Raw genomic sequence first — 19,899 nt, 5'->3', positions numbered from 1 at the left:
GTCAGCCGCAGTACAGCGACCGCACGGAATATGACCGGAACCTGTTTTGAAACCGCGTCAGCTGGGGCGGGCTGAGAAATTGCGGCATGTGCCTCGGCAGATCCGGATTTCCCAGCACAAACAGGCTGCGCTGCCACAGCGCATCCGGCGTGCCCGGCTCCACTCCGGTCAGGCCCAGGCGCCACCTCAGATGCAGAACAGCCCTTGCATGCATATTGCCGCCCAGGATGAACCTGCGGGGCGGCTCCGCCTGAATCCGGGACGGCTCCGCCCCCTCCAGGCTGGCAATCTGGCAAACGAATTGCCCTTTGACCTCGGCCCGCAACCCGACGCTCAAAGACTCCCGTGTCAGCGTCACCAGATGACCGGCCTTAAGGCCCGCACCGCGGACTGCAAACTCCAGCACCTGCGGCAGTTCAAACACCACGGTGTCCGGCCCGAACAGCCGCTCTTCATCCTTCCAGTCCCTGCCGCTGGCAAAGCGCAGCTTAAAGCGCCCCGGCGGCACCAGTACCTTAAAGAAGGCACCGCCCCGAAAATAGGCCGCCAGTGCGTCACCACCGCTGCCGGACAGCACCAGATAGTAATCAGCGCCTGCAGGCGATTTGACTTGCAGGGGAAACACTGCGGGCAGCCCCGTGCGGTTCCACATCAGCCCGGAACGGGGAGCCGCCTGCCGGTCCGCCTGTTCTGCCAGCGCCGCGGGCAGGCACAGAAACAGTCCGGCCAGTACCCCAGCCGCCAGCCGGCGCCAGGCCAGCCCTGCGAAGTCCTGCACCATGGCCTTCTGCTCCCGCCTGTCACAGACAGCGTAAGCCTAGCACAGCTGCAGGCCTTCCCAAACACAAGGCGCCCTTCCCAGGCAAAAGCCCGGGCCGCAGCGCCCGGCGTGATGTGAATGCTACGGCCCGGTTTCAATCACAGGCAGAAACCCCGATACTGCTGGCCGGCGCTCAAGATCCCGGTCTAAATCACAGCATAACAACAAAAGATGAGGGCCGGAGCACCATCCGCTCCGGCAGAGCAGATGCTTGAAGCGCAAAGACTTTGGCCCTACCGCCCGCGGCTGTTCGCCAAGGCGTTCCGCTACCAGTACGTGGTGTCGCGGCAAGTGGAACAGATCCATTCCTTTGCCCGCCGCACCTGCGGCCAATGGCATATTCATTCCGGCAAGGACTTGCCCGCCTGCACCCTGCATGATGCACAGGGCCGCCAATTCGGCGTCCTCCTAGGCATCGCAGTCGGCCCGGCGGGCCTCCTGTCCGGACCGCAGCAGCACCTGCCGCTGGACAGCACAGCTGCGGATTTCTGGAACCATCTTGAAGCCTTCATCACGGACACCGCAGGCCGTTTTGCCATCATCGCCGAAAGCGGCGGCCAAGCACGGTTTTACACCGATCCGGTCGCCATGATCGGCGCCGTCTATGACCCGCTGGCACGCCGTGTTGCCGCCTCTCCGCTGCTGGCGCTGGACCGCCCGGTGGTGCCCAATCCCAAGGTCGACCTGGATACCGTCGAGAACCACGGCGGCAAGATTTCCCTGTTCCATACAGCTGACAAGCATGTCCGGCGCCTCAATCCGAATTGTTACCTGGATCTGCGCACCTTCCGCGAGCACCGCTTCTGGCCCCGCGAGGATGACAGCCTGGACGCCCCGGCAGACCCGGTAGAGATCTACGACCGGATCTATGCCCAGGCCAGTTTCAACATCGGTGCCATTGCTGCTGCCCACCCAACGGCGCTGCCGGTGACCGGCGGCCAGGACAGCCGCCTGCTCATGACGTTTGCCAAGCCCCATGCGGGCCGCATCCGGCATTATTTCTCCCATATCAACAACTACGCAACACGGCGCGACGCCGCCATCGGCGGCATCCTGTGCCAGCGCCTGAACCTGCGCCATGAACCGCTGGACAAACGCGATTTTTCCCTGCCGGAAGCCGAAGTCGAAAAGCGGCGCAGCATCTATCACCTGACAACCGGCGCCCCGATGCCGCCGCCGCTTGAGCATCTGAACGGCACTGCCAACGGCCTGCCCGAAAACACCGTCATTCTGCGCGGCCATCAAACCGACCTTTTGCGTGCCGTCTTTGTGACGAGGCCGCAAGGGCTGTGGGATGTGATCAACTGGCAGATCAGAAAGCTGCTGATTGTGCCCAGCAATATGTTCGGGCCTGAAACGGCCGCGCTTTTCCGGGACGATTTCACTGCCTGGCAGCAGTCGCTGAACACACCCGCCCGCAGCAAAGCAGTCGATTTCCTGTTTCTTGAGGTCTACTACAGCTCCACCATCGGTGCCGTGTTTCCGGGCCTGTGGCAGCATTTCTACATGTCGCCCTTCAACAGCCGCAAACTGATCGCCTTGTCGCTCAGCTTTGCGGACAAGCACCGGGTAGAGTCGGAGCCGGTCTTCGACATCATTGAACGCTTTGCCCCGCAGCTATCGGATGTGCCCTTCGATTTCGAGGCCCCCGCGGACCTGGATGCGCTGCACGGCTGCGAGGGCAGTTACGGCCCCATGACCCGTGCACGCCGATTGGCCGCAATCAAGCGTCTGACCCGCGCGCTGCCGGACCAGGCCAGCCAGACCCGGCCAGAGGAAGAGCAGCCTGCAGCCGCAGCCGGAACGGCCTGACGGCCTCTCTGGAAGCGGAACAGCGCCCCCGCCGCTGCATTGGCAAAGCTTTGCCGCTACCGGCAGGGCTGCACCGCCGCCGCTGGACCCAGGCACCGCTCCGTGGTTGAGGTTGTGCTGTTTCCGCCGGGTCTCTGCCCGGCCCCTGGCAGAATACGAGACCGCTCATGCGCCCCGCTTTCCTCCTCCGCAGCTTACCGTTTCTCTGCGCCTTGGCCCTGCCGCATCCCGCTCTGGCCGGCGGGCCCTCGATCAAGGTTCAGGACAAGGGCAACCAGTACAAATACGAGTACAAGGATCATCGCTGCCAGTTCAAATACCACCTGAAATACGGCAAGGGGGACGCCAAGACCTCTTCCAAGGGCGACTGCTCCCATATTGCCCATTTCCCGCAATTTGCGCCGCCCGCTGCCTATGCGCGCGGCAGCAGCCGTCCGGCACCGCAGCCCGCGCCCTGGCCTTCTTGCAGCTCGAAAGCCCTGGGCCGCTTGCTGGGCGGCGCGGCTGGGGCAGCGGCAGGGTCCCGGGCCGGCGACGGCGACCCCGTCACGATTGCGGCCGGAACCGTGCTGGGCGCCCTGCTGGGCGGTGAAATCGGCCGCCGCCTGGGCGCGGACGACCGCCGCTGCATCGGCTCAGCGCTGGAATACGCAGGCAACAGCCAGGTCTTCGACTTCAGCAGCCCCCAGACCGGCCACGCCTATGCGCTGCGCCCGCTGGCGCGCAGCAGCCATAACGGCACGCCCTGCCGCAGCTTCGATGCCCGGTTCGACGGCGGTTCCTGGCGCCGCGGCCTGGCCTGCCGCGAAGGCGGCGAATGGCGGATCGTCAGCCTGGACTGACGGCCCGCCTAGGATATCAGGACGCCTTGGCGGCGGCGGCCTCCTTCATCGCATCGACACCCTTCTTCCACAGGTTGCCCTGCCACAGCTCTTCCAGGCCGGTCTCGCCGCTGGCCCCCTTGGTGGTCAGGTAATCGTAGTAAGACGTCGGCTTGTGCCCGGTGATGTTGTAGAAATCCGGGCTGCAGCGGGTGTAGAAGCCATTGGTCAGATACTCAAAGAATTCCGCCCGCGTGGCGCCGAAGTCTGCCTCAAACTGCTCCATGGATTGCGGGCGGTATTCGATCTCCCGGCCCATCGCGCGGCCTAGATCGACGGCAATTTCCGCCATCGACTGCGGCGCCGGGCCGGTGATGTCGTAGAACTTGTTGCCGTGCCGCTCCGAACCCTCCGCCAGCACCACTGCCGCCGCCTCGGCAATGTCGCGTGTGGCGACAAAGGAATTGCGCATGGCTCCCAGCGGGTTGGAGAACCAGCCTTCGTTTTCAATGGTTTCGCAGTCGGTCTTCAACAGGTGATTCATGAAGAAGTTGTTGCGTAGCGCGGTGACAGTCAGGCCCGCATCAATCAGCGCCTTCTCGCCCCACCAGTAGTGCTGCAGCATCAGCGGTATGCCTGCGCCCGCGCGTGACGCATGGGAATCCGCATCATAGTCAGCGGTATTGGTATCCGCCCCCATGCAGCTGACGCGCACAACATGTTTGATCTGCGCCTTGCGCGCCCCCAGCGCCTTGCAGAAGTTCAGATGCCCCTCCAGCATCGGGTCCAGCGAGGCGGAATAAACCGCCGATACGCCCTCCAGCGCCGCGTCCCAGGTGGCCGGATCCGACAGGTCGAATTTCACGACCTCATCGGCTCCCAGCGCCTTCAGCTGTTCCGCCTTGGCTTCGCTGAAGTAGCAGGCGCGCACGGTGAACTGCTGCCCTTGCGCCAGCCGCGCCACCAGCTCGCGGCCGATGCGGCCTGTGGCTGAGGTGATGAGAACAATCGGTTTGGACATGGCAGAGCCTCCTGACGGCGCGGGCCGCTGCCCGGCGCACGGGGTTTCAAATCTGCGCAGACCCTACAGGCAAGCCGCCAGCTGCAGCCCCCGAAACCCGACGGGAAATGCACCGCATCCGCCACCCGCCGGACATGCAAAAAAGGCCCCGCAACCCGCGGGGCCTTTTCTGCGCTGTGCCGCCGCCTGCGCGGCTGGAAGGGACTATGCGCCTCCCCCCGAAAGGCAAGAGGGGTGCAGATGACGGCACACTGGCGGTTCAGCCCGGGATTAGCCCGCGTTGGCCAGAACGCCGGCTTCCATCGCCGCAGTGACCTCTTCCGCGTCGGCTTCGCCATCCGCATTGGCATCAATGGTGGCAAAGGTTTCCGCGGTCAGCTCCGGGAACGCCAGCTGAAGCTCTTCCAGCGAGAAAGTACCGTTGCCATCTGCGTCCAGCTCTGCAGCCAGGTCCTTTGCAGCCAGCGGCGAAGCGGTCAGAGCAGCAACGGCGGCGGCGGTCAGGGCAAACTTTTTCATGTGAGACACTCCAGTCATCATTTGGTTTGTTGCAGCCCGCGGTGTGTCCCGCGAGCCGTGGCAAACAGCTAGGACGTGCCCGGTCGCGGCACCATCCCCCAACCGCATCCGGCCAAAACCCCGGCGCAACAGCGCCGTTTTTCCCGTTTCAAATAAGCAGGTTACCGCCCTCACAGCCGGGTCGGCCTTTGTCCGCGCAGGCCCGGCAGGCGTTCCTGCGGCTTTCCGCCCGCCCCGCGGAAAATGCACCGGAGCCGGGAACCAAACCGCACTCAGCAATTCGCGTTTTGCCGCAACGCAACCGAGGTTAAGGCCAGCTCGCAGGATTATTGCTAGACTCCGCACCTAGCCTCATCTTCCCGTGAGCCGCCGTTGCGGTACTGCCATGAAACCGAAAATCGAGAAACTGAACACGCTGGGGTCCCGCTATGCGGAGGCCATGGCGATGTGCGGCCTGGCCGATGATCTGCTCGATCCCGACCTGCTGGACGCCCGCCCCTTCCGCTTTGCAGAAGGCGAGCATCTCTGCTCCCGCGGCGATCCGGCGACCTGCCTCTGGATCGTGGTTGAGGGCTCCGTTGCGATCCGGGAAGACGGCCACACGCTGTTTGTCCGCCGCCGCAACGAGGTGGTCGGAGAGCAGCATCTGGTCGGCAACGGCTACCAGCGGATCTATGACCTGGTGGCCAATGAGACCAGCGTCGAGGTGCTGGTGGTCGACAAGGCCAAGATTGAACAGCATCCGGAAGCCGGGAAGATCTGGCGCAACATCGCCAAGATCATCTCGATCAAGCTGCGAAGCGCCAGCCGCCGCACAGCCTCGCTCAGCCAGCAGCTGGCCGATGACACCCGCATTCTGCACGCCTACACCAACGAATACGCGCTCAGCCGCCGAATGCAGGCCGGCGCGGGCCAGCAGACCGGTTACGCGGTCGACCGGGCGGTGATCTGGTTCTCGGACGTTGTCAACTTCAGCGGCTACACCACCAGAACGCCGCCGGAGCGGATCGCCGACATCGTGCAGCGGTTCTTCAATGCCCAGACCCAGCCGATCCAGCAGCATGGCGGCCATATCGACAAGTTCATCGGCGACGGGCTGATGGCCTTCTGGGTGCTCGGAACCGCTGACGGCTCCGCCCGCAGCATCTGCACCTCCGCGCTGCGCGCCGCCGAGGAAGCGGTGGCCGCAGTGGCGGACATCTCCATCGGACAGCAGCCGCTCGGCCTGCGCATCGGCCTGCACGCCGGTTACGTTCTCAGCGGCGATTTCGGCTCCGCCACCCGCCACCAGTTCACCCTGATCGGCCCGGAGGTGAACAAGGCCGCCCGGCTGGAACAGGCGCATCAGGAAGACGTGATGGAGGGCGGGCAAATCGGGCCGGTCCGCATCAGCGCGGAGCTACGCAATGAACTGGGCGGGATCGACCAGAAGCACTACGGAAGCAAATTCGCCGTCCGTGCCAAGAACATCGGCACGCTGGAGTTTTTCACCAGCTGACAGACGGGGGCAGGCCTATTCGGCGATATCCTCGGACCACAGCTCCGGCTTTTCGCGAATGAACCGCTCCATCAGCGCGATGCAGTCCGGGTCCTCGGCAATCACCACCTCAACGCCCTTGGAGCGCAGGAAGTCCTCGTTGCCGCCAAAGTTCTGCGTATCGCCAATCACCACCCGCGGAATGCCGAACTGCACGATGGTGCCGCTGCACATCATGCAGGGCGACAGCGAGGTATAAAGCACCGTGTCCCGGTAGGTCTTTTGCCGCCCGGCCTTGCGCAGCGCATCCATTTCGCCATGGGCAATGGGGTCGCCCTTCTGCACCCGCTGATTGCGCCCCTGCGCCACCACCTGGCCGCCCCGCGCCAGCACTGAGCCGATCGGGCAGCCGCCCTCGTCGAATCCCGCCTTGGCTTCCTCATAGGCGATGCGCAGCAGGAGCTTGTCGTCATCTGTCATCATTTTGAAACTGCCCTTTCCGATTGTTGTTTGTGTTTCCGCCCAGCCTTCCAGCCCGCTTCCGGGCGGTCAAGACGTCACCGATGCACCTTCGATCAGTGGCCGCAGCGGTTTCAGGCGTTCGGCAATGAAATCCGCCACCGCCCGCACCCGCGCCATCTGCCGCAGATCCTTGTGCACCAGCAGCCACAGATCCAGGTCCGGCTTCACCTCTGCGCCCGGCAGCCGCTGCAGCCCTTCGTGGCTGTCCCCCAGAAAACACGGAAGCACCCCAACCCCCAGCCCCGCCTTCAGCAGTTCCGCCATCGCCAGGATACTGTTGGCCTGGATGTGTGTGTCTGCAGTGCCTTCCAATGTCCGCGCGGGCCCGTAGTCCAGCCCGATCCAGCGGTCCGGCTCCGGCCGCACCTCCAGATAGGCAGGCGCCGCATAGACACACAGCGGGCTATGCGCAATGCGGCGCCCATAGGCGGTCTCCGGCGGGCTGGCAGTCAGCCGCAGCGCCAGATCGCTCTCCCGCCCCGCCAGGTTCACCAAACGGTCCGATAGCAAGAGCCGCAGCGTGATCTTGGGGTAGAGCATCCGCAGCTCCGGCAACAGCGGCGCAATCAGCACCGTTGCCACCGCCTCCGGCAGCGCCAGGCTCACCGGGCCGCTCAGCTTGGCATCTATCGACAGCACTTGCCGCTCCAGATCCCGGATGCTGCTCTGCGCCTCCAGCGCCTTGGGCAGCACCGCCCGCCCCGCCTCGCTCAGCTGATGGCCGGCCGGGCTGCGCTCGAACAATGTGGCCCCGATCCGCGCCTCCAGCGCCCGGATGCGCCGGGTCACCGTCACATGGGTCACGCCCAGCTGCTCCGCTGCGCCACGGATTGTGCCGCCCTCGGCCAGCGCCAGAAAGATGCGGATATCGTCCCAATTCTCCATTGGTACAAATTTGTTCCAAAGCGGTTCCAATCTGGTAGATATTCTAACGACTCCGTCCGCGATAGCAATTCCCCATCACAGCAACGGAGACACCGAAATGACCTATCAGCTCACCCTGAAATCCGCCGATGTGCCAGACGTGATGACCGGCAGCCTCAGCCTTGGCATCCAGTATCAGAACGCGGAGGCCGCCAGCATCGACGTCACCTGGACCCAGGAGCATTTCACCGCCCGCTTCAACGGCTTCGCGCCGGGGATGCCGGTGCCTGCGCATCCCTTGGCATTTGTCAAAGGCGCCATGGATGCACTTAACGCCGCCAAGGCCGCCCCGGATGAACCTGCCGCCAGCGTCTTCGGCCGCGGCCCTGTCAGCTTTGAAGTTTAAGGAGACGCAGATGAAGCCCCTCGCTTTCGCCGCCGCCCTTTCCACAGCAACGCCTGCACTGGCCGAGACCGGCCTGTTCCTTGCTTGGCCCGCACAGCCCGCAGCAGCCCTCACCCATTGGGATCAAGCCGCCGCCCCGCTCCTCCAGGACGCAGGGTGCAGCCTGCACCGCTCCGGCACGATCTCCGGCAGCCTCGGCCCGCTGGACTGGCCGCAAATGAAGGGCTTCCGCCTTTACCGCTGCGCCAGCCCGGTCCTGGGTGCGCTCTCTGCCTCTGGCGCCAGCGCGCTGCTGGCCCGCCACGGCCAGCAGCCGGTGCTGTTCGAGGGCAGCCTGACGCTCTTTCCAGCTGATGCACCAGATGCGGAGGCCGAATACATCGTGAAGCTTTCGCATTACAACAATCTGGACACGGAACAGCGCGCTGCCGATCTCACCACCCTTGGCAGCGTCACCTCAGATCTCGAAAACGTCTGGCAGACAGAGGCTGTGCTGACCCCGGCCACAGCCCTGGGCACTCTGCGCCCGGATGACATCACTTTCCTCTACTACAGCACTGGCGCAGAGGCCGAGGCCTTCCGCGCTGCCAATCCCGGCGTGCTGGAACAGGTGGGCCAGTTCAACAAGGCACATCTGACGGCCTTCACTTATCTCGGAGCAACGGTCCTGTCCCAGCCGGTGAACTGAGCCATGCGGCGCCTGCCCTCCATGGGGCAGGCGCATATCTCAAGCGGCGGCGCCCACCGCCTTGATTGAACGGCGCCAGAACCGCAGCATCAGAAACAGCCCGGCGCAGGTCAGCCCGGCAACCAGCCCCATCCAGACGCCAACGCCGCCCCAACCCAGCAGGAAGCCAAAGACATAGGAAGCCGGAATGCCCACCGCCCAATAGCTGAGCGCTGCAATCACCATCGGCACGCCGGTGTCCTGCACCCCGCGCAGCAGGCCCAGCGCCACCGCCTGCATCCCGTCCATCAGCTGAAACAGCGCCGCCGCCGCCAGCAGGCCGCCGCCAATCAGCAGGATAGCCTCCTTCTGCGGATCCGCACTGTCCAGGAACAGCGACATCAGCGGGCCCGGTATGGTCAGGAAAAGCACAATCGCCACCGCCGACACCAGCAGCGACATCACCGTCACCACCTTGCCGCCGCGCGCCAGATGTTCCCGGTCGCCGCGGCCAAAGGCATTGCCGGCCCGGATGGTCGCGGCATTGGACAGGCCCAGATGCACCATGAACGTCAGCCCGCCGAGCGAGATCGCAATGCCGTGTGCGGCCAGCGGCACCGTGCCCAGCCAGCCCATCATCATGGCTGAGGCCGCAAACAGGCTGGCCTCCGCCAGGGTCGTCAGTCCGATCGGGGTACCCATGCGGAACACCTTGCCCAGCATCTCCCAGTCCGGCCGGTGGAAGTTCTTCAGCAGTTCATGCTGCGGCAGCACCTTCAGCGCATAAGCCAGCACCAGCACAAAGGACACGCCATTTGTCACCAAGGAAGCAATCGCCGCCCCGGCAATCCCCAGTTCCGGCGCCCCCCAGTTGCCAAATATCAGCGCATAGTTCACCAGCGCATTGATCACCGCCGCAAAAACCGACAGCCACAGCACGATCTGAGTGCGCTCCAGCGCCGCCAGATAGGATTTCGCCACCATATACAACAGCGCCGGAAACAGCGCCCAGCCGGCAATCCGCAGGTACTCCGCCGCGTCATGCGCCACTTTCGCCTCCTGCCCCAACGCCAGCAGGATCGCCTCCGACCACCACAAGAGCGGCATCGCCGCCACGCCGTACGCCAGCGACAGCCACAGCCCCATCCGGGTCGAACGGCGGATCTGCCGCTCCTCCCCGGCACCAGCCGCCGCTGCCACCATCGGCATCACCGCAAAGGCAAAGCCGGAACCCAGCAAGAAGATTGAGAAGAAATAGGACGAGCCCAGCGTCACCGCCGCCAGTTCCTCCACCCCGTACCACCCCAGCATGACGGTATCCGTCAGGCCGATGGCAAACTGCGCCACATGGCCGCCGATCAGCGGCAGGCCCAGAACGGCAATCGCCCGCGCGTGTCCGCGCAGGGGCATCTCGGAAGGTTTGGTCGCTAACGTGCTCATCCTGCCAGCCTTAGGCGCCCCCGAACGCCCCGGCAAGGGAAGAGTTTCCTTGCCTGCGCACAGGCTCATGGTGGTATTCTGCACAGGAAACCCTTAGCAGGAGCCTTTTTTGAATGACCGACGCCTTTGCCCAGCTGATCCCTGACGCCCGTGCCTTTCTGGCGGAGCTTGCGCAGAACAACAGCCGGGACTGGTTCACCGCGCACAAGGACCAGTACGAGGCGCAGCTGAAATCCCCCGCGCTCCTGCTGATGGACGAGGTGGCGCAGGCGATCTCACGCCGCAGCGGCACGCAAGTCACCGCCAAGCTATTCCGCCCGCAGCGCGACGTCAGATTTTCCAAGGACAAGACGCCGTACAACACTCACCTGCACATGATGTGGACCCTGAACGGCGCAGGCTGCGCGCTGTTCTTCGGCATCGCACCGGACTATTGCACCGCTGGCGGCGGCATCATGGGCTTCAGCAAGGCGCAGATGCCGCGCTGGCGGCAGGCCATCGACGGCGCCTTCGGCGATGAAACCGCGGCACTGGTGGACATCCTCGCGCTCAAAGGGTTTGCAGCCAGGGACCCGGAGCTGAAACGCGTCCTCGCCCCTTATGGCAAGGCCCATCCTCATGGGGCACTGCTGCAGCGCAAGTCGCTAACGGTCTGGCACGAGATGACAGAACGGGAACAAGCCGCCCCGATGGGTGCGCTGATGTCGGCCTACCTGACGCAGGAGCCGATGTTTGCGATGCTGGACAGTGCTTTGGCTGATTGAGGCCTACAAGGCCCGCAGCATGATCTGGCTGGCCAGCACAGCCACCACGGCACCGGCAAGGATCTCCAGCACTGCCGCAGCACGCAGTGCGCCCGTGCCTTGCATCTGTGCCAGCGCGCCCTTGCGCATTGTGACGGCTGCAACCGCCACTGCGACCGTCACCGTGGCGGTGCCCAGCCCCATGGCAAAGGCACCGGCAATCCCGGCCCACAGCACCCCCATCCGCCAGGTCAGCAGCAGCAGGAACACCGCGCCAGTGCAGGGCCGCAGCGCCACCGCGCCGATGATCGCCAGCGCATCGCGCAGCGAGTGCACATTGGCGGCTTCCTCCACCGTCGGCCCGTGCCGGTGCCCGCAGGAGGCGCAGACCCCGTCATCGTGATCGTGATGATGATGGTCATGGCCGTGCCCATGGTGATGGTGTCCGGCATGGCCTGCCGCCTGAACGGTGCGGCTGCGCAGCAGCCGCCGCAGGCCGCGCACCAGCAGCCACAGGCCCACCAGCGCAATCAGCCCGTATGACAGCGGTGCCAGCACATCCTCTGCCGCACTGGTCAGCTGCTCGCGCCCCCAGTCCAGCAGCAGCAGCCCGCCCGCCACCAGCAAGACCGCAGTACCCGCCTGCGCCAGCGAGGACGCCAGCGCCAGCCCCGCCAGCCGCATGAGCGGCACCGGCTTGCCCATGCCATAGCCGCCAATGACCAGCTTGCCATGGCCCGGCCCGGCGGCATGAAAGAACCCGTAAGCAAAGCATAAGGACAACAGCGCCATCAGCGCCCCCGGCTCCCCGGCGCGCAACGCCCGCAGCCCCCGCGCCATCGCATTCTGCGCCTCGCGCTGGCCCTCGGCCGCCCAAACGGACACCATCCCGGCACCGCCAAAGCCCCAAAGCCACACAGCCAGCGCCGCCACGCCCAGCGTCGCAATTGTTAAGAAAATCTTCACCTTACGCGCCACAGCTCAAGCGCACGGTGTCGGCAAAGGCTTCCCCCACCTCAGGGTATGCCTCTTCTGCCTGATTTGCAGGCATCGCATAGAGCAGCTCTTCCACCAGGGTATAGGCCTGATCCAGGTTGGGCGGGGTGATGCTGGCCTGGCAGCCGCCGCTGACCTCCAGCCCCTGGTTCACCGTATAGGCCGTGTAATAGGTCGGATCATAAGCCTTGATCACCACGCCGTCCGCGGCCTGCGGCTGTGTCAGAACCCGCCGGTGCCGGGTGGTGATCCGCCCGTCCTTCACCTCGGTCGACAGATGCTCCGGCGCGCCCAGGCCCAGCGCCCCGCCGCCAAGGGTCAGATAGGTGTCGCCCTGGAACCCCTCGCTCCAGGCCAGATCAAAGCCTTGCAGCTGCGCCAGTTCCTCTGCCGTCAGGCTGCCGTCAAAATCGCTGTCCAGCCCCTTATCCTCGAAGATCAGCAGCGAATAGAACTCATCATAGGCCCAGGTGATCTCCACCGCCTGCAATTGCCCGCCGTCCGAGACCACCAGTTTCATTCCGGTGTCGACAAAGATATGCGGATGCGCCCCGGCGCCCGCAGGGGCCAGCAGCGCAAGTGCCAGAAGTGGAGCAAGATGTTTCATGCCCAAAGACTTAAGCCCAGTTCCGCGGCCCCGCAAGCGCCGGGCCGCACCGCAAGCGGGGATCAGCGCGTCCGTGATTCAGGATGCAGCGCCTTGCCCAGGATGTGATCGGACTGGTGGATCACATGATGCGCCTGGCCGACAATCAGCGGATCCGGTGCCCGCGCGATCTCCGGATCCTTGCCCGGATAGTCCAGCGAGGCCAGGAAATGCCGCATGCAGTTGATCCGCGCGCGCTTCTTGCAGTTCGACTTGATCACCGTCCAGGGCGCATCCGCGGTGTCCGTATAAAAGAACATCGCCTCCTTGGCCTCGGTGTAATCGTCCCATTTGCCAAGCGACGCCTTGTCGATCGGCGACAGCTTCCACTGCTTCAGCGGATCGGTCTCACGCGAATTGAACCGCCGCTTCTGTTCGGCCTGGGTGACCGAGAACCAGTATTTGTACAGCCGGATACCCGATCGCGCCAGCATCCGCTCAAACTCCGGCGCCTGACGCATGAACTCCAGGTATTCGTTCGGCTCGCAGAAACTCATTACCCGCTCGACGCCCGCGCGGTTGTACCAGGACCGGTCATAAAACACGATCTCACCGCTGGTCGGCAGATGCCGCACGTAGCGCTGGAAATACCACTGGCCGCGCTCCTCGTCCGAGGGCTTGTTCAAGGCGACCACCCGGGCAGAGCGCGGGTTCAAATGCTCGGTAAACCGCTTGATGGTGCCGCCCTTGCCCGCAGCATCGCGGCCCTCGAACAGCAAAACAAACTTCTCGCCGGTCTCCTGCGCCCACAGCTGCACCTTCAGCAACTCTGCCTGCAGACGCGCCTTCTCCGCCTCATAGGCCTTGCGCTGCATCTTCTTGGGATACGGGTACTTGCCGCTCTCAAACGCCCGACGGATGTCCTCGGCACTGGGCCCCCGGGCCTCGGCCGAGGCGCTGGCGGGGGGCTGAACCGGCACTGGGCTTGCGGTTTTACCGGCACTCTTTTTCACTGCGGCGTCCATCAAAAACTCCCTCTTTCAATCTGCGCCGCAACCCTAATACCGCCACCGTTCCCCCGCCCTGACCTGCATCAAAAGATTAGCCGTCTGCACAACAAATAAGACGGCCGTAACGGGCCGCCTGCTTCTTTCTGGTCTCAAATACTCCGGGGTGAGGCCCAAAGGGGCCGAGGGGCAGCGCCCCTATTTATGCCCCCAATCGTCCGGGTTCTCCGAATTGTTCGGGCTCAGCCCCAGCACATCCCCTTTGGTGGAGCACCCCAGCCCCAGCACCGTCCGGTTGGCATAGGAGAAATAGGCGGTTACCTGATTGATCTCCAGGATCTCGCCATCCTCGAACCCGGCTTCCCGCAGGGCTTCGATATCCGCTTCTGTCACGCTGGACGGCTCCTCCGTCAGCATCCTCGCATAACCCATTGCCAGCACTTGTGCAGGCTCCAGCGGGGTCGCTTCCGGCTCCCGCGCCTCGATCGCGGCCCGGATCGCCAGACCGCGTTCCGTATCGCCCAAGAGCCGCTGCAGCCCGGCAAAGTGGTGTTCAACGCAATAGGCGCAATCATTCAGCGACGATACCCAGACCCCCAGCACCTCCAGGAACCACTTGGGGATCTTGTTGCCGGTGTGGTGCAGCACATTCTTGTAGAGCGCCATATGGCCTTCCATCGAATGCGGCCGCAGGGAGTGCACCATCATGATGTTGTCGACATTGCCCCCCGGCCCGGTCACCCGCTCATAGAGCTTCTTCAGCTTGCCGGTTGCCTCTTCAAACGGAACGGTCCTGATCCAGGCCATGTCTCTCTCCCTGACTATCTGGCCCGGAGAGTAGCGGGTTCAGATCATACGGAAAGATGAAACCGAACGTCACAGATTCTCAGCCTGGCGGCACCACCGCCCCGCTCTACTTCGCCGCCTCCCGCGCCACCGCTGCAATCGCTGCCCGAACATCTGCCTCGCGGCTTCGGTGATTGGTGATCGCGGCGCGCAGCATCACGCGGCCCTCCGCACGGGTGGTCGAGAACACGGCCTCGCCGCTTTCCTGCAGGGCCTGGGCGATATGGGCGTTCAGTGCCGACTGCGCCTCAGGGTCCAGATCGCTGCGCGCGGTGAACACGCAGACGTTCGACACCACCGGCGCCCCCAGCGCCATATGGGGCTGCGCCTCAACCTCCGCCGCCATGAAACCCGCCAATTCGCAATTGCCGGTGATCGCCTCTGAGAACGCCGCCTCGCCATAGGTCTCCAGCGCCGTCCAGACCTTCAGCGCCCGGTTGCCGCGGCTCAGGTCAATGCCGTAATCGCAGAACCATGGCTCGCCGCCCGCCAGCCCGCGCTCGGCCCCTTCCAGATACGCAGGCCGCGCCGCAAAGGCCGCCCGGTGCTCGTCCTCGTTCCTCAGCAGCGCCATGCCGCAGTCATAGCCCACGTACATCCATTTGTGGAAATCCAGCGCAATACTGTCCGCCCGCCCGATGCCATCAGACAGCGACCGGTAGGGTTCATCCGCAATCCGCGTCCAGGCGCCAAAGGCCCCGTCCACATGCAGCCACAGCCCCAGCTCCGCAGCCGCATCCGCCAGCGCATTCAGATCGTCAAACAGCCCCAGATCCACGGTGCCCGCATTGCCGACCACCAGAAAGGGCACCGCGCCCGCGGCTTTGTCCTCTGCCACCATCCGGGCCAAGGCTGCGCAGTCCAGCTTGCCATCTGCCAACGGCACCTTGCGCAGGTTGTCTGAGCCGATGCCCAGCAGTTCCACCGCCTTCAGCGTCGCATTGTGCACGCCCTCGCCCGCATAGGCGGTCAGCCGCACCGCGCCCTGCCCGGATTTGCGCAGGTCCTTCAGCACCCGCAGCCGCGCCGCCTGAAAAGCTATCACCGTCGCCTGCGAGGTGCCGGTCACCAGAATACCGCTGGCACTTTCCGGCATGCCCATCCTGGCCCGCGTCCAGTCCACCACCGCGCGCTCCATATAGTTCGCGCCGTGATCGCGCCCGCCCATATTGGCATTGACCGCCGCCACCGCGAGGGAGCTGATCAGGTCCGAGGCCAGCCCCGACCCCTGCACCCAGCCCCAGAACCGCGGATGAATGTTGCCGCCGTGATAGGGCAGCACGTCCCCGATGATCCGGTCCACGGTCTCCCGCGGTCCGCGCGCCTCCGCCGTCACCGCATAGCGCGCATCGATATCCTCCGGCACCGGCTGCCACGGGCGCTCTGCCGCCTGCTGCATCTGGTCCAGCGCCGCCTCCAGCATCCGCTGCGCCTCGGCCCGGAATGCCGTCCAGTCCTGCGTCCTGATCCCCTTCTCAGCCACCGCGCACCCTCCTCCTGCCTGCCGCTGGCGGCAGGTTTAGCCCGCAAATGCTGCAGATGCAGCAGTATTCTCGGAACTGCGGCAATCTGAAAACTGTGGTTCGGGATTTTGCGAGCCGCCTTGATTGTTCACCTGCGGAACGCCGGCAACACAAACTGCAAAAATGCCTTCCCGCATAACGGCAGCGCTGGCGCACCCGGCTCAACACAGGGTAATACTCCCGTGTTTAAGACAGGAAATTCACATGTTCAGAGATTCCGCCCTCTTCGAATTCCGCGGCCCCTTTGGCATTCCGGTACAGATCGGCAGCAGCATCATCTTCCTGGCGTTCCTGTTTCTGTCCGTGGGCGGAGACCCAGCCTATATTGCCTATGACATCGTCTTCCTTCTGATCCTGATCCTGTCCATCTTCCTGCATGAGCTGGGACATGCCTGGGGCTGCCGGGTGCAGGGCGTCAGTGTGCGCAGGATCATGATCTACGGCGGCGGCGGATTTTGCGAACACGACCCCGCCACCCGCAGCGAAGACGAGCTGATCGTCGCCATGGGGCCGATCGTTAACCTCGCGCTCTGGGCCATCTGCAGCCTGCTGGCCCCCTATGCCGCAAACCCGGACCTCTCCTGGGCGCTGGAAGCCGCGGCCGACGTCAATATCATCCTCGCCGTTCTCAACATGCTGCCAGTCATGCCGCTGGATGGCGGCCAGCTGTTCCAGCTGGCCCTGATGCGCATCCTGCCTGCGCCGCTTGCCACCCGGATTTGCGGCGGTGTCGGCCTGCTGATTGCTCTTGCCTGGATTCCGATGATGATCGCCTGCATGTATTACTTCGGCTTCTTTTTGCTGTTCTTTCCGCCAATTGCCCTGCACTGGCAGATGCTGCGGCTGGAGCGCTGAGCTGCCAGCCCCGGGGCTTATCCACAGCCCCTTGCGTCCCTCTTCCACCCGGCCCCAACACCTGCCATAATGGGCGCCAATCAACACCAAGGAAGAGCAGCTCCCGCACATGGCCGACGACCTCCTCAGCACGCCTGCATCGGAAACCTATGACGCGTCCTCCATCGAGGTCCTGGAGGGCCTCGAACCGGTCCGCCAGCGCCCCGGCATGTATATCGGCGGCACCGATGAACGCGCGCTGCACCACATGGTGGCGGAAATCCTCGACAACTCCATGGACGAGGCCGTCGCCGGCCACGCCAACCGGATCGAGGTGACGCTCCATTCCGATTACGCCGTCACCATCTCCGACAACGGCCGCGGCATCCCGATCGACCCGCACCCCAAGTTCCCGGACAAATCCGCGCTTGAGGTGATCCTCTGCACCCTGCACGCAGGCGGCAAATTCTCCGGCAAGGCCTATCAGACCTCCGGCGGCCTGCACGGCGTCGGCTCCTCGGTGGTGAACGCGCTCTCGGATTCCATGGTCGTGCAAGTCGCCAAGAACAAGGAACTGTTCGAACAGCGGTTCTCCCGCGGCCTGCCCTTGGGCCCGGTTGAAAAAATCGGCGCCGCCCCCAACAAGCGCGGCACCTTCGTGACCTTCCACGCGGATGAGGAAATCTTCGGCCACCACCGCTTCAAGCCCAAGCGCCTGTTCACCCTGGTGCGCTCCAAGGCCTACCTGTTCTCCGGCGTCGAAATCCGCTGGAAGTCTGAGATCGACGACGGCGAAACCCCGACCGAGGCCACCTTCCACTTCCCCGGCGGCCTCAAGGACTACCTGACCGAAGTCCTTGGCAAATCCTCCGTCTACGCAGACCAGCCCTTTGCCGGCAAAGTGGAATTCCGCGAGAAATTCGGCGAGCCGGGCTATGTCGAATGGGCGATCAACTGGACCCCCTCGCGCGACGGCTTCACCCAGTCCTACTGTAACACCGTCCCGACGCCCGAGGGCGGCACCCATGTCACCGGCTTCTGGGCCGCGATCCTCAAGGGGATCAAGGCCTACGGCGAACTGGTCAGCAACAAGAAAGCCGCCCAGATCACCCGCGACGACCTGATGGCAGGCGGCTGCGCGCTGGTCTCCTGCTTCATCGCCGACCCGGCCTTTGTCGGCCAGACCAAGGACCGCCTGTCGACTGAGGCCGCCTCCAAGATGGTGGAAAACTCGGTCCGCGACCATTTCGACAACTGGCTGGCCGCCGACACCAAATCCGCCGGCGCCATCCTCGACTTCCTGATCCTGCGCGCCGAGGAACGCCTGCGCCGCAAGCAGGAGAAAGAGACCCAGCGCAAGTCCGCCACCAAGAAGCTGCGCCTGCCCGGCAAGCTCACCGATTGCACCTCCAAGGACCGCTCCGGCACCGAGCTGTTCATCGTCGAGGGCGACTCGGCGGGCGGTTCCGGCAAGGGCGCGCGCAACCGGGTGAACCAGGCACTACTGCCGCTCAAAGGTAAAATCCTCAACGTCCTGGGCGCCGCCTCCAACAAGCTCGGCTCAAACGCCGAGATCAACGACCTCTGCGAGGCGCTTGGCGTCGGCCTTGGCACCAAGTTCAACCTCGACGATCTGCGCTATGACAAGATCATCATCATGACCGACGCGGACGTCGACGGCGCCCATATCGCCTCGCTGCTGATGACCTTCTTCTTCACCCAGATGCGCCCGCTGATCGACGGCGGCCACCTCTACCTCGCCTGCCCGCCGCTGTTCCGCCTGACCCAAGGCGCCAAGCGCGTCTACTGCCTGGACGAGGGTGAACGCGACAAATGGCTGGAGAAGGGCCTGGGCGGCAAGGGCAAGATCGACGTGAGCCGCTTCAAGGGTCTTGGCGAAATGGACGCCAAGGACCTGAAAGAGACCACCATGGACCCCGCCACCCGCAAGCTGATCCGCGTCACCATCGACGAGGACGAGCCCGGCGAGACCGGCGACCTGGTCGAGCGCCTGATGGGCAAGAAACCCGAGCTCCGCTTCCAGTATATCCAGGAAAACGCGAAGTTCGTGGAGGAGCTGGATGTTTGAGGCATGTGCGCTTGCCATTTCACTAGAGGAGTTCTCAAAGACTTTCTTTCAACTTGAAACCAAAAGTCAAAAATGGAAAGTACTTGAAACGTCATTTACCGACGTCATTATTGCAGCTTTCAAACATCACAACTTGATTTCTGTATTTAGTGATGGAAGTGTTGAGGCTCTTACAGGCGCAGACATTGAGATACTGGTTATTCCTCAACACGGCATTCCGGTAGTATTTGTTATTCAAGCCAAACGCTCAGAAAGATCGAGCTCTACCTCTGAGAACTATAGCTTTAAGCACATTTTTCACCGCGCTACCAAGTCAAGCCCTTTTCAAGTCGAGCAATTAGAAGATTATTGCAACAAACAAAACAACGGTAGTTTTCCAGCCGGACTTCTACTCGGGGCCGTCCATATACCTCTATATGCATTTTATCATAGCAGTGATGCAGCGGATAGCCTTGGGTGCAGCGGTATAATGCTTAACGGGATACAAACCGTCAAAAGCCAAGTGGAAGCTAAACCGCCGAAAAAACAGAAAGTCAGACTATGCGCCACACATCAGGTTGGTGCGTTTCCCTTTCATAAAATTTTCTGCCCGAGCCCTACATTCTACACGCAACAGACTTTAGCCAAACGGTTTTCAATTTCAGAATTTCCCGAGATGCCAAAAGAAGGGATAGAACCTGATTTTGAAGAATGGGAAACCACCCCGTCCTTTTCCTCTCGCAGGGAACGAGCAAGAGAATTCGCTTTCTCCTGGCTTCACTTCGAGGAAAGAGGTCAATCTGGGTCGGCATCTCACATGCGAGCAACCTTCATCCAGGAGCGATTTGCCACCACCTAAAAAACAAATTAGGGGGAGAAGTTCGAGAGTTTTCCAAACACAGAAATCGCTAAGACCTGGCAACGACG

The 19,899-nt window shown here is 63.5% G+C and carries 20 protein-coding genes; 9 read left to right on the top strand and 11 right to left on the bottom strand.

Annotation, left to right across the window (positions count from 1 at the left end):
- Position 1 precedes the first annotated feature (1 nt).
- A complete protein-coding gene (locus tag RA25_RS01450) occupies positions 2-781 on the bottom strand; it encodes a hypothetical protein (RefSeq protein ID WP_039169587.1) in 780 nt (259 codons plus the stop codon).
- 246 nt (positions 782-1,027) lie between these two features.
- Here RA25_RS01450 and RA25_RS01445 point away from each other — a divergent pair, with 246 nt between their 5' ends.
- Complete coding sequence (locus tag RA25_RS01445) at positions 1,028-2,632, top strand: hypothetical protein (RefSeq protein ID WP_039169586.1); 1,605 nt, start codon at positions 1,028-1,030, stop codon at positions 2,630-2,632.
- Positions 2,633-2,799: 167 nt separating this feature from the next.
- Positions 2,800-3,474, top strand: coding sequence for an RT0821/Lpp0805 family surface protein (locus RA25_RS22055; protein WP_052254136.1), 675 nt, complete (start codon positions 2,800-2,802; stop codon positions 3,472-3,474).
- 16 nt (positions 3,475-3,490) lie between these two features.
- Here the strand turns inward: RA25_RS22055 and RA25_RS01435 are convergent, their stop codons facing one another.
- Positions 3,491-4,474 carry an NAD(P)H-binding protein gene (locus RA25_RS01435; RefSeq protein WP_039169585.1) on the bottom strand — a complete coding sequence of 328 codons (984 nt, stop codon included), beginning with the start codon at positions 4,472-4,474 and terminating at the stop codon, positions 3,491-3,493.
- A gap of 270 nt (positions 4,475-4,744) precedes the next feature.
- On the bottom strand, positions 4,745-4,993 hold the full coding sequence (locus RA25_RS01430) for a calcium-binding protein (protein WP_019295632.1): 249 nt from the start codon (positions 4,991-4,993) through the stop codon (positions 4,745-4,747).
- A 385-nt stretch (positions 4,994-5,378) separates the two neighbouring features.
- On the opposite strand from RA25_RS01430, the gene RA25_RS22050 reads away from it, so the two are divergent.
- Positions 5,379-6,491: an adenylate/guanylate cyclase domain-containing protein gene (locus tag RA25_RS22050; RefSeq protein ID WP_019295633.1), complete on the top strand. Its 1,113-nt coding sequence runs from the start codon at positions 5,379-5,381 to the stop codon at positions 6,489-6,491.
- A 15-nt stretch (positions 6,492-6,506) separates the two neighbouring features.
- On the opposite strand, the gene RA25_RS01420 is transcribed toward RA25_RS22050, so the two are convergent.
- Both RA25_RS01420 and RA25_RS01415 read right to left on the bottom strand, forming a co-directional pair.
- On the bottom strand, positions 6,507-6,950 hold the full coding sequence (locus RA25_RS01420; protein WP_039170282.1) for a nucleoside deaminase: 444 nt from the start codon (positions 6,948-6,950) through the stop codon (positions 6,507-6,509).
- Between the two features lie 69 nt (positions 6,951-7,019).
- A complete protein-coding gene (locus tag RA25_RS01415) occupies positions 7,020-7,877 on the bottom strand; it encodes a LysR family transcriptional regulator (RefSeq protein ID WP_052254135.1) in 858 nt (285 codons plus the stop codon).
- 97 nt (positions 7,878-7,974) lie between these two features.
- On the opposite strand from RA25_RS01415, the gene RA25_RS01410 reads away from it, so the two are divergent.
- Positions 7,975-8,262 carry a hypothetical protein gene (locus tag RA25_RS01410; RefSeq protein ID WP_019295636.1) on the top strand — a complete coding sequence of 96 codons (288 nt, stop codon included), beginning with the start codon at positions 7,975-7,977 and terminating at the stop codon, positions 8,260-8,262.
- Positions 8,263-8,272: 10 nt separating this feature from the next.
- Complete coding sequence (locus tag RA25_RS01405) at positions 8,273-8,950, top strand: hypothetical protein (RefSeq protein WP_039169584.1); 678 nt, start codon at positions 8,273-8,275, stop codon at positions 8,948-8,950.
- A 39-nt stretch (positions 8,951-8,989) separates the two neighbouring features.
- Here the strand turns inward: RA25_RS01405 and RA25_RS01400 are convergent, their stop codons facing one another.
- On the bottom strand, positions 8,990-10,369 hold the full coding sequence (locus RA25_RS01400; protein ID WP_039169582.1) for an MATE family efflux transporter: 1,380 nt from the start codon (positions 10,367-10,369) through the stop codon (positions 8,990-8,992).
- Between the two features lie 113 nt (positions 10,370-10,482).
- Here RA25_RS01400 and RA25_RS01395 point away from each other — a divergent pair, with 113 nt between their 5' ends.
- Positions 10,483-11,133, top strand: coding sequence for a TIGR02453 family protein (locus RA25_RS01395; protein WP_039169581.1), 651 nt, complete (start codon positions 10,483-10,485; stop codon positions 11,131-11,133).
- Positions 11,134-11,136: 3 nt separating this feature from the next.
- On the opposite strand, the gene RA25_RS01390 is transcribed toward RA25_RS01395, so the two are convergent.
- The 5 genes from RA25_RS01390 to RA25_RS01370 form a co-directional block, all read right to left on the bottom strand.
- The gene (locus RA25_RS01390) at positions 11,137-12,078 is read right to left on the bottom strand and encodes a nickel/cobalt transporter (RefSeq protein WP_039170278.1); all 942 of its coding nucleotides are present in this window, start codon (positions 12,076-12,078) and stop codon (positions 11,137-11,139) included.
- A 1-nt stretch (position 12,079) separates the two neighbouring features.
- Entirely contained in the window at positions 12,080-12,715 is a 636-nt protein-coding gene (locus RA25_RS01385; protein ID WP_039136634.1) for a DUF1007 family protein, read from the bottom strand.
- 62 nt (positions 12,716-12,777) lie between these two features.
- Positions 12,778-13,719, bottom strand: a complete 942-nt coding sequence (gene ppk2, locus RA25_RS01380) for a polyphosphate kinase 2 (protein ID WP_039148848.1) — start codon at positions 13,717-13,719, stop codon at positions 12,778-12,780.
- 180 nt (positions 13,720-13,899) lie between these two features.
- Complete coding sequence (locus RA25_RS01375; protein ID WP_039169579.1) at positions 13,900-14,508, bottom strand: carboxymuconolactone decarboxylase family protein; 609 nt, start codon at positions 14,506-14,508, stop codon at positions 13,900-13,902.
- A 106-nt stretch (positions 14,509-14,614) separates the two neighbouring features.
- A complete protein-coding gene (locus RA25_RS01370; RefSeq protein ID WP_039169577.1) occupies positions 14,615-16,030 on the bottom strand; it encodes a pyridoxal phosphate-dependent decarboxylase family protein in 1,416 nt (471 codons plus the stop codon).
- A 244-nt stretch (positions 16,031-16,274) separates the two neighbouring features.
- On the opposite strand from RA25_RS01370, the gene RA25_RS01365 reads away from it, so the two are divergent.
- From RA25_RS01365 to RA25_RS22570, 3 genes are all read left to right on the top strand, one after another.
- Positions 16,275-16,925: a site-2 protease family protein gene (locus RA25_RS01365; RefSeq protein WP_039148857.1), complete on the top strand. Its 651-nt coding sequence runs from the start codon at positions 16,275-16,277 to the stop codon at positions 16,923-16,925.
- A 109-nt stretch (positions 16,926-17,034) separates the two neighbouring features.
- Positions 17,035-18,993 (top strand): DNA topoisomerase IV subunit B, encoded by a 1,959-nt coding sequence (parE, locus tag RA25_RS01360; protein WP_039169575.1) that lies wholly within the window; start codon positions 17,035-17,037, stop codon positions 18,991-18,993.
- Positions 18,986-19,831, top strand: coding sequence for a DUF6615 family protein (locus RA25_RS22570; RefSeq protein WP_152612143.1), 846 nt, complete (start codon positions 18,986-18,988; stop codon positions 19,829-19,831). Before parE ends, RA25_RS22570 begins: the two co-directional genes overlap by 8 nt.
- Positions 19,832-19,899: the final 68 nt, after the last annotated feature.

Source organism: Leisingera sp. ANG-S5 (assembly GCF_000813925.1).
Taxonomy (GTDB): Bacteria; Pseudomonadota; Alphaproteobacteria; order Rhodobacterales; family Rhodobacteraceae; genus Leisingera.
The sequence above is the reverse complement of the archived record's forward strand: the minus strand, read 5'-3'. Positions and strand labels throughout refer to the sequence as shown.